The sequence below is a fragment of the Mesorhizobium sp. ISC11 genome (assembly GCF_037162595.1).
Lineage (GTDB): Bacteria > Pseudomonadota > Alphaproteobacteria > Rhizobiales > Rhizobiaceae > Mesorhizobium > Mesorhizobium ciceri.
The window spans coordinates 3350188-3364580 of record NZ_JAVSPW010000001.1 but is presented as its reverse complement, the minus strand read 5'-3'; the positions used below and the strand labels follow the sequence as shown (position 1 = coordinate 3364580).

At 62.8% G+C, this 14393-nt stretch carries 15 protein-coding genes; 3 read left to right on the top strand and 12 right to left on the bottom strand.

The window, feature by feature from the left end; all coding sequences use genetic code 11:
- From RPF88_RS16565 to RPF88_RS16535, 7 genes are all read right to left on the bottom strand, one after another.
- The gene (locus tag RPF88_RS16565; protein WP_013533157.1) at nt 1-735 is read right to left on the bottom strand and encodes an ABC transporter ATP-binding protein; all 735 of its coding nucleotides are present in this window, start codon (nt 733-735) and stop codon (nt 1-3) included.
- Entirely contained in the window at nt 732-1793 is a 1062-nt protein-coding gene (locus RPF88_RS16560) for an ABC transporter ATP-binding protein (protein WP_244514266.1), read from the bottom strand. The genes RPF88_RS16565 and RPF88_RS16560 overlap by 4 nt, the downstream gene beginning before the upstream one ends.
- On the bottom strand, nt 1732-2703 hold the full coding sequence (locus RPF88_RS16555) for a biotin-dependent carboxyltransferase family protein (protein WP_063167471.1): 972 nt from the start codon (nt 2701-2703) through the stop codon (nt 1732-1734). Before RPF88_RS16555 ends, RPF88_RS16560 begins: the two co-directional genes overlap by 62 nt.
- Nucleotides 2693-3568, bottom strand: coding sequence for a 5-oxoprolinase subunit B family protein (locus RPF88_RS16550; protein WP_013533154.1), 876 nt, complete (start codon nt 3566-3568; stop codon nt 2693-2695). Before RPF88_RS16550 ends, RPF88_RS16555 begins: the two co-directional genes overlap by 11 nt.
- A 9-nt stretch (nt 3569-3577) precedes the next feature.
- Nucleotides 3578-4942 (bottom strand): acetyl-CoA carboxylase biotin carboxylase subunit, encoded by a 1365-nt coding sequence (locus tag RPF88_RS16545; protein WP_013533153.1) that lies wholly within the window; start codon nt 4940-4942, stop codon nt 3578-3580.
- On the bottom strand, nt 4942-5175 hold the full coding sequence (locus RPF88_RS16540) for an acetyl-CoA carboxylase (protein WP_013533152.1): 234 nt from the start codon (nt 5173-5175) through the stop codon (nt 4942-4944). The genes RPF88_RS16545 and RPF88_RS16540 overlap by 1 nt, the downstream gene beginning before the upstream one ends.
- A gap of 66 nt (nt 5176-5241) precedes the next feature.
- Complete coding sequence (locus RPF88_RS16535; protein ID WP_337123879.1) at nt 5242-5964, bottom strand: LamB/YcsF family protein; 723 nt, start codon at nt 5962-5964, stop codon at nt 5242-5244.
- A gap of 135 nt (nt 5965-6099) precedes the next feature.
- Between RPF88_RS16535 and RPF88_RS16530 the strand changes: the two genes are divergently transcribed.
- Nucleotides 6100-7005: a LysR family transcriptional regulator gene (locus tag RPF88_RS16530; RefSeq protein ID WP_337122682.1), complete on the top strand. Its 906-nt coding sequence runs from the start codon at nt 6100-6102 to the stop codon at nt 7003-7005.
- 204 nt (nt 7006-7209) lie between these two features.
- Here RPF88_RS16530 and RPF88_RS16525 read toward each other — a convergent pair whose 3' ends face one another.
- Entirely contained in the window at nt 7210-7362 is a 153-nt protein-coding gene (locus tag RPF88_RS16525; protein WP_244514267.1) for a hypothetical protein, read from the bottom strand.
- Nucleotides 7363-7719: 357 nt separating this feature from the next.
- Between RPF88_RS16525 and RPF88_RS16520 the strand changes: the two genes are divergently transcribed.
- The gene (locus RPF88_RS16520; RefSeq protein ID WP_063167472.1) at nt 7720-8319 is read left to right on the top strand and encodes a TetR/AcrR family transcriptional regulator; all 600 of its coding nucleotides are present in this window, start codon (nt 7720-7722) and stop codon (nt 8317-8319) included.
- Nucleotides 8320-8569: 250 nt separating this feature from the next.
- Here the strand turns inward: RPF88_RS16520 and RPF88_RS16515 are convergent, their stop codons facing one another.
- From RPF88_RS16515 to RPF88_RS16505, 3 genes are all read right to left on the bottom strand, one after another.
- Nucleotides 8570-9709, bottom strand: a complete 1140-nt coding sequence (locus tag RPF88_RS16515; protein WP_063167473.1) for an alpha-hydroxy acid oxidase — start codon at nt 9707-9709, stop codon at nt 8570-8572.
- A 104-nt stretch (nt 9710-9813) separates the two neighbouring features.
- Nucleotides 9814-10914 (bottom strand): isocitrate/isopropylmalate dehydrogenase family protein, encoded by a 1101-nt coding sequence (locus RPF88_RS16510; protein WP_063167474.1) that lies wholly within the window; start codon nt 10912-10914, stop codon nt 9814-9816.
- Between the two features lie 25 nt (nt 10915-10939).
- Entirely contained in the window at nt 10940-11683 is a 744-nt protein-coding gene (locus tag RPF88_RS16505) for a glucose 1-dehydrogenase (RefSeq protein WP_013533144.1), read from the bottom strand.
- Between the two features lie 141 nt (nt 11684-11824).
- On the opposite strand from RPF88_RS16505, the gene RPF88_RS16500 reads away from it, so the two are divergent.
- Nucleotides 11825-13321, top strand: a complete 1497-nt coding sequence (locus RPF88_RS16500; RefSeq protein ID WP_064994993.1) for an aldehyde dehydrogenase family protein — start codon at nt 11825-11827, stop codon at nt 13319-13321.
- 100 nt (nt 13322-13421) lie between these two features.
- Here the strand turns inward: RPF88_RS16500 and RPF88_RS16495 are convergent, their stop codons facing one another.
- Nucleotides 13422-14318, bottom strand: coding sequence for a LysR family transcriptional regulator (locus tag RPF88_RS16495; protein ID WP_063167476.1), 897 nt, complete (start codon nt 14316-14318; stop codon nt 13422-13424).
- Nucleotides 14319-14393 lie beyond the last annotated feature (75 nt).

The window sequence follows — 14393 nt, the reverse complement described above, 5'->3', positions numbered from 1 at the left end:
TCAATTGTCCTCGTAGCCGAAATAGGCAGCCTGGATCGCCTCGCCATTGCCGAGCGTCCGCGCGTCGCCATCGAGCACGATCTGTCCGCCACGCATCAGGATCATCCGCCCGCCCACCATCATCGCCCGGGCCGAGCTCTGCTCAACGATCAGGAGCGTGAGCTGGCGCTGCGCACGCAGCGCGATCAGCCGCTCGTAGACCTGGTCGTTGATGTTGGGGGCGAGGCCCAGTGAAGGCTCGTCGATGGCTACAAGCCGCGGATTGGTCATCAGCGCGCGGCCGATGACCAGCATTTGCTGCTGCCCGCCGGACAGCAATCCCGCCTGCCCGTGCCGCCTCTCTTTCAGCATCGGGAAGGTTGCGTAGACGGCTTCGAGTTCGTCGGCCGCTCGGCTGCGCCAGCCGCGTTCGCGGGCGTGCATGCCGGTTCCGACCAGAAGGTTCTCTTCGGTCGTCAGCGAGCCGAAGACATCGCGCCCCTCCGGCACCATGGAGAATCCGAGCCGGGCGATGTTCTCCGGCGCCTGGCCGGTGATCTCATGACCTGCAAGGTCGATCCGGCCGCCCGCCACCGGCGTAACACCGGCGATCGCGCGCAGCAGCGAAGACTTCCCGGCTCCGTTCGGGCCGGTGATGAACAGGATTTCTCCCTCGTCCATGGAGAAGGAGACATTGCGGACCGCCGTGAGACGGCTGTAGCGGATGGTGATGTCGGAAAGGGCGAGCAGGCTCATTCCATCGCCTCCAGCACAGGCAGGTCGGTGTTCGCGGCCGTGCCCATATAGGCGTGGCGCACCTTCTCGCTGTCGCGGATCGCGGCAGGCGGTCCTTCCTCGATAATCGCTCCGGAATCGAGCACGACGATATGCTGGCAAAGGCCGAGCACCAGCCCGACATTGTGCTCGATGAGCAGGACACCACAGCCGAGATCGCTGGCGATGTGTCTTATCAGGGCGGAAAGCTCCCGCGCCTCCAGTGCGCTCATGCCAGCCGCGGGCTCGTCGAGCAGGATGTATGCGGGCCGTCCCATCAGGGCGCGGCCAATGGCGACGCGGCGCTCGTCCGTGTATGGCAACGTTCCGGCGATGCGGGTACCCAGCGCACCGATGCCTATCCAGTCGAGCATCGCTTCCGCTTCGGCGATGGCAGCGCGCCGGCTCATTCCCAGGCCAACGCCGGTCACTTCCAAATTGTCCAACACAGGCAGGTCGCGGAAGAGCCGCCCACCCTGAAAGGTGCGGGCAATGCCGCGCCGCCGGACCTGATGCGGCTTGAGACCCGTGAGTGCTTCCCCGTCGAGCTTGATGGTGCCTTCCGTCGGTGCCTGGAAGCCGGTCAGCACGTTGACGAGCGTGGTCTTGCCAGCGCCATTCGGGCCGATGAGGCCACTGATGCGGCCGGGCGTAATTTGGAGGTCTACCGATGACAGGGCCTTCAGCCCCGCAAACGATACCGAGACGTTCTCCGCGCTCAGATGACTCATGACCCTTTCCTTCTTTCTACCGACGGAAAGGCGCGAAGCATCCGGCCTTGCGGCCAGCCACGTTGCAAATGTCTTCCCCTGTCGGTTCCGGCGGTCTCTAGCGGACTGCTCGGGTGCCAAATTCACGCCGTTGCCCGGCGTCGTCTTGTCGTTTCGCGCACCGGATTTTGTCTTCCGCCACGCGCGGTCGGTTTTGGCCGGCCGATCTCCTCGCCTCCGGCTCCTCCGCCGGCATTCCCGGCTGACGTCAGCCGGCCAGATGCCCTTCAGCACGCGCCAGCGCGGCGCGCTGTTCGGTTCGCGCGGCAAGCGCGTCTTCCAGCGTCACCGGGACGAAGCGCGCCGGGGTGTGCGGCTGGAGCTGGGCGATAAGGTCCATGTCGGCCGATATCACCACGCCCAGCATCATATACCCGCCACCCGAAACCGCGTCCCGGTGAAGAACGATCGGCTCCGTGCCACTCGGCACCTGGACGGATCCGTAAGGATAGCAGGCATCGACGATGTTCGAGGGGTCGGAGCCCGCACCGAAAGGCTGCTCGCGCTCGACGAATTCCAGCGGCGTTCCGCCGCGGAAGCGATAGCCGATACGGTCGGCTTCGGGCGCGACCTTCCAGGTTTCCTCAAAGAACCGATTGCCGGCAGCCTCAGTGATCCGATGCCAGTATATGCCGGGAAGCATTCTGAGTTCCGCCGGACTATTGCGCGCGCGGCGCAGATTTGCAGGCAGTGAAAGACCGGCTTTGCCGGAACCTTCGCCGAGGGGAAGCTCATCGCCCGCTTTCAGCGTGCGGCCCTGATGGCCGCCAAGCGCGCCCAGAATGTAAGTCGAGCGCGAACCGAGAACCACGGGTACGTCGATGCCGCCGGAGACGGCCAGATAAGCGCGCGCGCCGCCCTTGAGGAAGCCGAAAGAAAGTCGGTCACCGGCCTTCACCGGAAAACTTTCCCACGTCGACCGTTCCTCGCCATTGAGTTTGGGTGGGAGCTCTCCACCTGTGACGGCGACGACCGCGGATTGGGTGAATTCGAGTTCGGGACCCATGAAAGTGGCTTCGAGCACCGCGGCACCCGGATCGTTGCCGACAAGCAGGTTTGCGATGCGTGTCGCAAAGCGGTCCATGCCGCCGCCTTCTGGAATGCCGACATGATAGTGGCCGGGTCGGCCAAGGTCCTGCACGGAAGTGGAGAGGCCGGGAGAGATTACCTTAACGGCCATTGATAAGCTCCATCAGCTTTGCATTGGTGCCGTAAATGTCGCTGTTGAAATCCTTCAGGCTGAAGGTGCACTCGCGAACCGTCGGCTGCCACCGATTGGCTTCGATTTCCTCAAGCGTGGCGTCGTAGTCATCGCGGCCAATGGCCTTGAACTTGACGATATCGCCTGGCTTGAACAGGCACATGTCATCGGCGAGGTAGCGCACCTTCCTGGTCGGGTCGTAGATCGGGGCCGGGGTTATGCCATACATCTGGTAGCCGCCAGCGCCGCGTACCGAATAGATCGCTGCAAAGCAGCCGCCATGGCCAATGGTGAGCTTGGGAGTGTCGGTGCGTGGACGCAAGTATTTCGGCGCCTGAATCTGTTTCTTGCGCTCAACCATCTGGTACAGGAAGGGCAGTCCGGCGACGAAGCCGACCATCGATACGAACCAGGGCTGGCCGGAATAGGCCTCGATAAACTCTTCCACCGTGGCGTAGCCGTTGATGCGTGCCGAATATTCAAGATCGGTGGAGGAGGGGTCCTGATGGCGCTCGCGGAAGCGCAGGCAGGTTTCACGCGTCCATGGATCCTGGAAATAAACCGGCAGTTCGATGATCCGGGTCTTCAGCACCGGGTCCGACTTCGAGGCGGCCTCTTCCATCGACTTCAGTTCGCTGAGCAAATCCTGCGGCTTGACGATGTCGGGGTTGAAGCGAATCTGGAAGCTGGCGTTGGCTGGGCAGATCTCGGTGACGCCTCGGATGCCTGCCGTACGCACCGCATTGGTCATCGAAAGGCCGGTAAAGAAGGAGGTGAGCGACATTTCTTCGGACACCTCGCCGAAGATATGTTCGTCACCGCCGAAGTTGAATCGTATCGACATCGGTCCTCCTTAACCCGCCAATGCTGCGGCGTTTTCGATGAGCCAGCCTTCCAGCCAGCGGGTATGCACGTCTCCCGCCCGCATCGCCGGATCGGCGGCCAGCGCAAGAAACAGCGGCTTGGTGGTCTTGAGCCCGCCGATCTTCAACTCGTTGAGCGCGCGGATCAGGCGCACTATCGCCGCCTCGCGCGTCTCTGCATGCACGATCAGCTTGGCAAGCAGCGAGTCATAAAAGGGCGGCACCTGATAGCCTTGATAGAGCATCGAATCGAAGCGTACGCCCGGACCGCCGGGAATGCGAAGCTCGGCCACCTGCCCGGGGAATGGAGCGAACTCCTTCGCCGGGTCTTCGGCATTGAGCCGGACTTCGATCGCATGCCCTTTGACGGAGACATCGCTTTGCCGGATCCGCAGCTTCTCGCCGCCGGCGATGCGAAGCATCTCCGCAACGAGGTCGATGCCGGTGATCGCTTCGGTGACCGGGTGCTCGACCTGGATACGGGTGTTCATCTCGATGAAGTAAAAGCGGTCTGCTTCATCGTCGTAAAGATACTCTACCGTGCCGGCACCAGAGTATTTGACCGCCTTGGCCAAGGCGACCGCTGAAGCGCAGAGCTCTTCGCGCAGCCTGTCTGAAAGTGCGCGCGACGGCGCCTCCTCCCAAACCTTCTGGCGTCGCCGCTGCAGCGAGCACTCCCGCTCGTAGCAGTGGATGGCATCGCTTCCGTCTGCCAGCACCTGCACCTCGATATGGCGGGCCTTGCCGATCACCTTTTCCATGTAGAGACCACCATCGCCAAAGGCGGCGAGGGCTTCTGCTTCGGCCTGAGGAAAGGCTTGTTCGAACTCGGCAAGCGAGTTCGCGATGCGGATGCCCCGCCCGCCGCCGCCTGCCGCCGCCTTGATCATCACCGGAAAACCGGTTGCGGTCAGCACCTCGTGGCCAGCCTCGAGGCCCTCGACCCGGCCAGCCGAGCCTGGCACGACGGGGACACCTGCAGCGGCAGCGGCCGATCGCGCCGAGACCTTGTCTCCCATCATCCGGATCGCATCTCCCGACGGGCCGACGAAGACCAATGCAGCGCCTGTGACCGCGTCGGAAAACGCGGCATTCTCGGCAAGGAACCCATAGCCTGGATGAACACTGTCGCAACCGGTGTCGCGGGCAGCCTTCAGAATTGCTTCGACATTGAGATAGGACTTCTTTGCAGCTGGTGGGCCGATGTTGACCGCTTCGTCCGCAAGCTGGACGTGGAGCGACTCGGCGTCTGCGGCCGAATACACCGCCACGGTGGCGATCCCCAGATCTTGCGCGGCCCGGATGATCCTGACCGCTATCTCGCCCCGGTTGGCAACCAGAAGCTTTTTCAGCATCAGTCGAGATCCGCAATAGGTGCGCCGGCCATGATGGGATCCTCATTGTCGGCAATGAAGCGGATGTTCGTACCGGCCGTCTCGGCCCTCACTTCGTGGAACGACTTCATCACTTCGATGAGACCGATTACGTCTCCGGCGGACACCGCGTCGCCATCCGCCTTGTATGGCGGCTGGTCTGGCGAAGCGCTGCGATAAAAAGTGCCGGGAAGAGGTGAAAGAATCTGGGCCATAAAAAGCTCCGGAAAACTGCGGACAGACTAATCTGGAACCGCCCGCGCGGGCGGGTTCGGTCGAGTTCAGTGCCAGGGGGCGATTGCGGTGCGCACGGCCCGGGCTATTTCGACGGCGTTCGGCGTATCGGAATGCACGCAGATGGTTTCGCAGCGTACAGGGAAGAAACTGCCGTCCTCTGCCGTGCCCTCGCCCTCCCTGATGGCGCGTACGCACCGCTCGGCCATCTCTGCGGGGTCCTTGGCGTCATGAACGCGTGTCAAGATCAGCTTGCCGGAGGCATCGTAGTCGAGATCGGCATAGAACTCAGCGACAAATGGGATACCGCGCTCTTGATAGATCTTCTCATGCAGGGTGCCCGTCATGCCGAAGAGGGGTACGCCGAAAATCTCTGCCGCGTCGCACACGCCATGGGCTATTGCCTCCTGCTGCATGGCCATGAAGTAGAGGCTGCCATGCGGCTTGATGTGGTGGAGTTCCACACCCTCGGCCTTGAGGAAGCCGGCAAGCGCTCCCACCTGGTAAATGATGGTGTTTCTGACTTCTTCGCGGGTCATCCGCATCTCGCGCCGGCCGAAACCCTGAATGTCGGGCAAGCCTGGATGGGCGCCGATCTTTACGCCACTCGCCTTGGCGCTGCGGACGGCGGTGTGCATGTGATCCGGATCGGAAGCGTGAAAACCACAGGCGACATTGGCAACGTCGATGATGGGCATCATGCCCATATCATCGCCAACCTTGTAGAGGCCAAAGCTTTCGCCCATGTCGCAGTTTAGCGTCACCGCCATCACATTGTTACCCCTCGAAGCTGCCGTCTTTGCGGCGTTGCAGCATTTTTTGCGCATGCGAGGGCATTTGTGAAATAGTAGTTTATTGATTGTCATATCAAAAAAACAGATAATGGTTCTGGGCCAGGGCGCACCATGTCCATCACCTTGAAACAGCTGGATTATTTTATCGCGACCGCCGAGAGCGGACAGGTCAGTCATGCCGCGGTGGAACTCAACATCTCGCAATCGGCGGTCACTGCGGCGATAAAGACGCTTGAGGCTGACCTGGGCGTACGGCTTTTGGAGCGTAACCACGCTGGCGTAAGACTGACGATGGAGGGCGCGCGGTTTCTTGAACATGCGCGTGTTATCACCGGGGCCGTCGCTGCCGCCGTCCGAAGCCCGTTGCGCGATAGGAAAGGCCTGGCGGGCAAGCTGCGGCTGGGCATGACCTACACGGTCGTCGGCTACTACATGTCGCGCCACTACGCGCGCTTTCGAAAGACCTATCCCGAGATCGAGGTCGAGGTGCTGGAACTGCCCCGAGACGCTCTCGAAAGCGGGTTGATGTGCGGGGACATCGACATGGCCGTGATGCTGGTGTCGAACCTGGAGCACACCAAGGAGTTGGCGCAGGAGGTCTTGATGCGGTCGAACCGCCGGCTCTGGCTTTCGGCTGATCATCACCTCCTCGCGCGGCAGGAGATCAGCCTCGCCGATGTGGCGGCGGAAGATTATGTCATGCTGACGGTTGACGAGGCACGCACGACGGCCGCCCGTTACTGGGATGCCGCGGGCCTTTCGCTCCGCGCCGTCCTTACCACCAGTTCGGTCGAGGCCGTGCGGTCGCTCGTGGCTGCCGGCATGGGGGTCACTGTCCTGTCCGACATGGTTTACCGCCCCTGGTCCTTGGAGGGGCAGCGCATCGAAGTGCGCGGGCTTGTCGAGCCCATCCCCACTATGGACGTTGGCCTTGCCTGGTCGCGTGACAGATCAATCGAACCGGCGGCTGCGGCCTTCCGGGCCTTTATGTCCGTAACCATGGGCGGCGGCGGCTAACCTCCTGCCGCCAGTCAGGCGCTATGGCTGGTTGAGCAGCGGAGCATGCCGCGCGCAGGAGCTGATGCCTCGCATCATCAAGGGGGATTTCACCTTTGTCGCAAATTACCTCGTCATCGTCGTCCCTCAGGTTGCTCCCGACAAACAGAAGGAATTCTTGGACAGTCTTATTGGTCCACCTCGGACCGGAACCGGAGAAGTTTCTCATCGGCGGGCGGTGACTTCACGGTTGCGGGCTACGATCTGCTCGTGGCGGAGGGGAGGCGTCGCCTCGATGAAGCCCTTGATCAGCGCGTCGCGAATTCCGGGTGCGCGCGCCTTTTCCGCCGTGGACAGCGCATCCTGAAGATCAGGCAACGTCAGTTCCGTGCAGTAGGCGGGCGTGCCCGGTTGCTCAGCGCATGGTGCGCGGATCTATTCCGTATTGAGCGGACATCCAGAGGGTCGCGCAGGGCGGTGCTGCCGACGGAGCAGTCCGCCTCGAAACTCGTATAGCTCGCGGCATCTACTGACGGCGCGCGCCAGGCGCCAGGCAGGTTGCGGTGCCCGTTGTCCGGATGCATGCCGGTATCATCTGCCTGATCATCGTGTCCTCGTTTCGCTCGCTAATGCCGACCTGTTAGAATAATCGACCGGGGGCTATATGGAGACTCTCTCCGATTCGGCTTTTAGATACGGAGAGTGTCTCCGGTATTCAAGGGTTCAAGGTCAGTAATGTCGCAATTTTCGGTCGCGTCAGCCCTGCGCAGGGACGCGCAGCATAATCGGGCGCACATTCTCGAGGTGGCGCGACAAGCGTTCGGCAACGACAGTGTTGACGTTTCGATGGATTCTATTGCGAAGCTGGCGGGCGTGGGAGCAGGGACGCTCTACCGCCATTTTCCAAACAAAGACGCCCTGCTGGCTGCGCTGTTAGTTCTTCATTATGAAGGCCTCGACCATCGTCGCGTTGAAATCGAAGCCGGGGAGAGCGATGCAGGCCGCGCACTCGAACTCTGGGTTGAAGCTCTCGGCGACTGGATGCTGGCTTATGAGGGCTTGCCTGAACCGTTACGGGCGGCTTGCCGAGTAGAATCCCCGCTGACGCCGACCTGCCATGCTGTCATCGCGACGACGGAGCGAATCCTGAAGGCTGCACAGGACGAAGGGCTTGCACGACGGACGATGACCGGGCGCGACATCTTTTTCGGGGCACTGGCGATCGCTTGGGCGAGCGGCGCAACGGCAGCGGGCGAAGACATCCGCAACGTGCTTCGCGACATTCTGAAGAACGGGTGGATGGAACCGAAAACAGCACCGGGCGGCCGACCTTAGTCTGCCTATCCGACTGTGCAGCCTCTCGAATTTAATCACGACCGCCGCTAGCGGGTGTGCATCAAACAAGTGCTCTCTGACAGGCGGCCGCTGGGCTTGGGAAGGAGCGGCGTGTGAGGGCGGCAATTGGTCGGCCGCCCGCAGCCGCTTGCACAACCGCGATAGCAAAACCTTGGCATGATGAGGAAGAATATTGGACGAGCGGGGGTTTTCTGTACCTCTTGACCAAGCGTGAGCACTCGTCTTGGCGCTATGCTATCATTTCTGATCCCGCTTCCTGAAAACGGGGGATCCCGCAGAGCCTGAGGCAAGTCACCACTTCGTCCAGGATGATATCCAGTGCCTTGGCCACGCCGGGCTCGCCAGCCACGGCGCCGAACAGGGCGGCCCGGCCGATCGCCGCGACGGTGGCGCCGCGTGCCTTGGCCTTGACGATGTCCGTGCCCGTGCGGATACCGGAATCGATGAGGATCGGGATTTGGGCGCCAAGTGCCTGACGGATAGCGGGCAGGGCATCGATGCTCGATACAGCACCGTCGAGCTGGCGGCCTCCATGGTTGGACACCCAGATGCCATCGGCACCAGCCGCCACCAGTCGCGACGCATCGCCCGGGTGCAGGACGCCCTTGACCAGCAGCCGGCCTTTCCACCAGTCGCGGATCTGGCGGAAATCGTCCCAGTCGAAACCTGCATGGAGGCTGCCGCCAACACGCGCGGCGATCGTCAGGCCGGCGCTGTTGTCACCGAGATAGCCGCGGACGTTCTCGAACTGGGGCAGACCGCCGCGCAGCAGGCGCAGCGACCAGCCAGGATGAAGCATGCCTTCCCAGAGATGCCGGGCCGAAGGCCGCAGTGGGATAGATATGCCGTTCCTAAGATCCTTTTCGCGCTTGCCACCGGCTTGCAGATCAACGGTCACCACCAGCGTCGAATAGCCAAATTCTTCCGCTCGCCTCACCAACTGGCGATTGAAGTCGAAATCCTTGAGCACATAAAGCTGGAACCACAGCGGCCCCTGTACGGCTCGCGCCATGCCTTCGATGCTGGCCGTGGCCATGGTGGAGAGCGTGTAGGGGATGCTGCGAGCGGTTGCCGCCCTCGCGATGGCAATGTCGGCTCCGGGCCTGACCAGCGCGCAGGAGCCCATCGGGCTGATCACCAGCGGTGTTGGCAAGGTCTCGGACCAGAGCGTCGTGGAAACGTTCGGATGCGAAACATCGGTAAGCACGCGCGGCAAAATTCTGATCTTTTCGAAATCGCTTCGATTGGCTTTGAGGGTGAGTTCTTGCCCCGCCCCGCCATCGATGAATTCGAAGACGGATTTCGGCAGACGACGACGGGCAAGCGTGCGAAAGTCCTCGACCGAAACCTGGCGATCGAGAGCGCCCATCTCAGGTCTGGACCCTGTGCCGGCCGGCGATGAAGAATATCCGGCGCATGAGCGTCTGGCCGACCTTGCCAGGTCCAACAAGATTTATCCTTGGCTTGGTCATATCAGTCGCGCCCGGCAGCGAGCCGGTCGCAGACCGAACGGGTTATCTCGCTGGTCGACGCCCTGCCTTTCAGATCGGCGCTCAGAAGCCCGTTGGCCAGGCAGTCCTCGGTCACGCGACGGATGCGCGCTGCGGCCTGGTTGAGTCTCTCGTCGCCATGCTTGTGGCCGAGCCAGTCGAGCATCGAGGCTGCCGACAGGATCGTCCCATACGGATTGGCGATACCCTGGCCGGCAATGTCGGGCGCCGAGCCGTGCGCGGCCTGGAAGAAGCCGTTGGCCGCGCCGATCTCGGCTGAAGGCGCCATGCCCATCCCGCCCACCGTCGCGGCGGCGAGGTCGGACAGGATGTCGCCGAACATGTTCTCGCTGACGATGACGTTGAAATGGCCCGGTTTCACCACGAGATGCATCGCCATGGCGTCGACCAGCGCGTGCTCGGTCGCGATATCGGGATAGTCCTTCGCCACTTCGTCGAAGACGGAGCGAAAGAAGGCATAGCTGCGCAGCACGTTGGCCTTGTCGCAGCAGGTCACCCGGCGCACGCCGTCACGGGGCGCGCCGCCCGACTGGCGCGCCAGTTCGAAGGCCTTGCGTGCGATGCGCTCGATGCCGGAGCGGGTCTGCACCAGCGTGTCGACCGCCACTTCGCCGCGCAACAGCGCGCCCGATCCCCGCGCGGCGTAAAGCCCTTCGCTGTTCTCGCGCAAGATGATGTAGTCGATACCGCCGGCCTTCACTCCGCTCAACGGGCTCGGCACGCCCTCGAAAAGCCTGACGGGGCGGATGTTGGCATAGAGATCGAGTTCGAAGCGCAGCCTCAGCGTGAAATCCAGGCCTGCTTCGGTCCCATCGGGATGGATGACGCCCGGCAAGCCGCCCGCACCATGCAGGATGGCGTCCGCCTCGCGGCAGGCCTGGAAGGTCGGCTCGGGAAAGCTCTGGCCGGTCTTCAGGAAATGCTCGGCTCCGGCCGGGTATTCGCTGAAGTGCAAGGGGCTGCCGGGACCGAGCGCTGCTTTCACCACTTGAACCGCTGCGGCGCAGACTTCCGGGCCGATGCCGTCGCCATGCACCACGGCGATTTCGTAGACAGGCTTCATCGCCAACTCCCAAATGGTCTAACGCTCAGATGCACTTGCCGCCATCGACGTTGAGGTCGACGCCGGTGATCATGCTGGCCTCGTCGGAGCACAGGAATGCCGCGGCGTTGCCCATGTCCGCCGGCGTAGACAGCCTGCCGATCGGAATGGTGGCGACGACGCGGGCGCGGTTCTCTTCGCCGGAGCCGATGAAAGTGGACAGAAGTGGCGTGTCGCCGGCAACCGGATTGATGGCGTTGACGCGGATGCCGAAGGGGGCGAGTTCCACGGCCATGGCCCGGGTGGCGGCAATCGCCCAGCCTTTGGAAGCATTGTACCACGTCAAATTCGGGCGCGGCGAGACGCCGCCGGTGGAGGCGACGTTGAGGATGGCGCCTGATTTGATGGATTTGAAATGCGCGACGACCGCACGGGCGCCATTGTAGATGGATCGCATGTTGACGTTGGCGATCCGGTCGAACATCTCTTCGTCCATCGTCTCGAGCGCCAAGGGCGGCTGGGCCACGCCGGCATTGTTGACCAGTATGTCGAGACCGCCAAAGGCCGAGCGGGCCAGGTCTGCCGCCGCTTCGAAGCTTCCGAGTGTCGAGACGTCGCCAGTGATTGGCCGCACATTTTCGCCGGCTTCGGCAGCAACGCGAGCCGCGGCGGCCTCATCACGGTCCATCAACACGACCAGCGCACCTTCGGTGACGAATTTCCTGACGATGCCTTCGCCAAATCCCGAACCGCCGCCCGTGACGATAGCGACCTTGCCAGCAAGTCTCATATCTGTTCCTCCGTTGCCGGCACCATCGGGGAAGTCGCGTGCATTGCACAGTCCGATTATCTGAACGCCCTTTTAGCTTTCCTTGTTTGAGGTCGACCGGCGTGGGAGTCATAGTCGCCACGGAATTGTGAGGAGGAAGAGATGACGCTGAATTTCGACCCGCGGGCGAAGGCCACGGCGCTCTACCATGGCGAATTCCGGCCGATGTTCGTCGGCGGCAAGTGGGTTCCGGCACAATCCGGCCAGGAGATGCAGGCGCTCAACCCGGCGACTGGCGAAGTGCTGGCCACCGTGCCGCGTGGCTCGGCGGCCGACATCGATGCGGCGGTGGACGCTGCGCGCACGGCCTTCGAAGGGCCGTGGTCAAAATTCTCGCCCTACGAGCGGCAGTGCGTGCTTCTGCGCATCGCCGATCTCTTCGAGACCCATTGGGAAGAACTCAGCGTTTCCGACACTCTCGACATGGGACTGCCGATCACGCGCACGCTCGCCAACCGGCGGCGCGTCATCGGCATGCTGCGCTTCTATGCGGGCATGGCGACCGCGCTGCATGGCGAATCCATAGACAATTCGATCCCCGGCGAGATCGTCTCGTTCACAAGGCGCGAGCCGGTAGGCGTTGTCGGCGCGATCATCCCCTGGAACGCTCCGACCGCGGCGTCGATCTGGAAGATCGCGCCGGCGCTCGCCACCGGCTGCACCATCGTGCTGAAGCCCTCGGAGGATGCTTCGTTGACGCCGCTGCTGATCGCCAGGCTGATGCAGGAGGCCGGCGTTCCCGACGGCGTCGTCAACGTCGTCACCGGCACCGGGACAGAGGCCGGGGCGCGGCTCGCTGAACATCCCGACGTCAACAAGATCGTCTTCACCGGCTCGACGCTGACCGGCCAGGCCATCGCGCGGGCGGGCGTGACCAACCTCAAGCGCGTTTCCCTGGAGCTCGGCGGCAAATCGCCGATCATCGTCTGCCGCGATGCCGACATCGACAAGGCGGTTCCTGTCGCCGCGATGGCTGTGTTCGTGCATTCGGGCCAGATCTGCATCGCCGGTTCGCGGCTTTTCGTGGCCCGCGAAATCCATGACGAATTCGTGCGCCGGGTCGCCGAGTTTACCGGCAGGCTTCGCATCGGCCATGGCATCGAGGCGGAAACCGAAATCGGCCCGCTCATCAATGCCAGGCAGGCCGGCAAGGTGGTGGGCTATATCAAGGCCGGCCGCGACGAAGGCGCGGAACTGATGGCGGGCGGCTCGCGACTGACCGGCGGGCCCTACGACGGCGGCAATTTCATCGCGCCGACTGTCTTCGGTGCGGTGTCGGACAAGATGACCATCGCGCGTGAAGAGATCTTTGGTCCGGTGATTTCGGCGATGCCGTTCGACACGCTCGACGAAGCCGTGGCGCGGGCCAATGCGACGCCCTATGGCCTGGCGGCCGGCATTTTCACCAGTCATCTTGGCACCGCCCACAAGCTCGCCCGCCGCATCAAGGCCGGCTCGGTATGGGTCAACATGTACCACGCCATCGACCCGGCGGTGCCGTTCGGCGGCATGAAGATGTCCGGCTACGGCCGCGAGGGCGGCATCGAACATCTGCATGAATATCTGGAGACCAAGTCGATCTGGATCCAGACCGACTGAGGGTGCGCTGATATTCAGGTGAGGCCGGGCTGCCAATGGCGGCATTCCCAGCGCACCATTCTCGGCGCTCGTGCAAGGTGCCTGTCCGAAGGCGCGACGCTCAGTTTGCAAGTTCGCGCAAATTGGTGCGGATGAGGTTCATCAGCTGTTCGGAGAAGGAGTGGTGCACATAGCCCCGCGCGGTGATGATGCCGACCGAGCGGTGGGCGTCGCGATGGTCGATCGGCACCACCCGCATACGCTCGTCATTGCGCGAAATGGCGATGCCGGGCACCACGCAGACGCCAAGTCCCGAACACACCAGTGCCACCGCCGTCTGTGCGCTTTCGACCTCGTATTGCGGCTTGAACTCGATGCCTTCCGCCGCCGTCAGCCGATCGACAAGGCCGCGCACGGCGGTCTTGCGGTTGAGCAGGATGAGCGGATAGCGCAGCAGGTCGGAGAGCAGCAGCTTCTTTTCGCCGCCGTATATTTCCGTGGGGATGCAGGCCATCAGCGGATCGTCGAGGATGGACTCGAACTGGAAGTCCGTCAGGTTTGGCAGTTCCGGGCCGATGTAGAACTCGACCTCCTGCTGTTGCAAAAGGCCAAGCGCGGCCTGCGGCGGACTCTCGATGACCTCGACGATGCTGCGTGGATAGCGCAACTTGAATGTCGCCAGGATATCGCCCAGCCGGCTTGCCGCGAGCGTCGGGGCGCAGGCGATCTGCACTTTGCCCTTGCGACGAGCGGCGACCTCCGTCAGGCGGTCGAGGCTGGTCTGCACCTGTGACATCACGTTGGCGATCTCCTCGAACAGGATCTGGCCTTCCGGCGTCAGGCTGGCACGCTGTGCGGTGCGGATGAACAGCGAGATGCCGATCTGCTCCTCAAGGTCGCGAATCTGCATCGAGACCGCCGATGGCGAACGGTTGCTCTCCTCGGCAGCACGTCGGAAGCTGCCGTTTTCGGCGGCAAGCAAGAACGTCTGCAGAAGTTTGAGGTTGACGCTGGGCATATCCGCTCGGGCAGGGTGATCTGACCCCTGACCTATTCAGACGCGGAACCGATTGCAAGGCAATAGGGCAGGCCA

Coding starts and splice junctions, on each gene's coding strand:
- RPF88_RS16515 (WP_063167473.1), bottom strand. CDS start 9,709: ATGGGCGCTCTCGATCGCCAGGTTTCGGTCGAGGACTTTCGCACGCTT.
- RPF88_RS16555 (WP_063167471.1), bottom strand. CDS start 2,703: ATGGCCGTTAAGGTAATCTCTCCCGGCCTCTCCACTTCCGTGCAGGAC.
- RPF88_RS16520 (WP_063167472.1), top strand. CDS start 7,720: ATGTCGCAATTTTCGGTCGCGTCAGCCCTGCGCAGGGACGCGCAGCAT.
- RPF88_RS16505 (WP_013533144.1), bottom strand. CDS start 11,683: ATGAGACTTGCTGGCAAGGTCGCTATCGTCACGGGCGGCGGTTCGGGA.
- RPF88_RS16530 (WP_337122682.1), top strand. CDS start 6,100: ATGTCCATCACCTTGAAACAGCTGGATTATTTTATCGCGACCGCCGAG.
- RPF88_RS16510 (WP_063167474.1), bottom strand. CDS start 10,914: ATGAAGCCTGTCTACGAAATCGCCGTGGTGCATGGCGACGGCATCGGC.
- RPF88_RS16550 (WP_013533154.1), bottom strand. CDS start 3,568: ATGTCGATACGATTCAACTTCGGCGGTGACGAACATATCTTCGGCGAG.
- RPF88_RS16535 (WP_337123879.1), bottom strand. CDS start 5,964: ATGGCGGTGACGCTAAACTGCGACATGGGCGAAAGCTTTGGCCTCTAC.
- RPF88_RS16565 (WP_013533157.1), bottom strand. CDS start 735: ATGAGCCTGCTCGCCCTTTCCGACATCACCATCCGCTACAGCCGTCTC.
- RPF88_RS16545 (WP_013533153.1), bottom strand. CDS start 4,942: ATGCTGAAAAAGCTTCTGGTTGCCAACCGGGGCGAGATAGCGGTCAGG.
- RPF88_RS16495 (WP_063167476.1), bottom strand. CDS start 14,318: ATGCCCAGCGTCAACCTCAAACTTCTGCAGACGTTCTTGCTTGCCGCC.
- RPF88_RS16540 (WP_013533152.1), bottom strand. CDS start 5,175: ATGGCCCAGATTCTTTCACCTCTTCCCGGCACTTTTTATCGCAGCGCT.
- RPF88_RS16500 (WP_064994993.1), top strand. CDS start 11,825: ATGACGCTGAATTTCGACCCGCGGGCGAAGGCCACGGCGCTCTACCAT.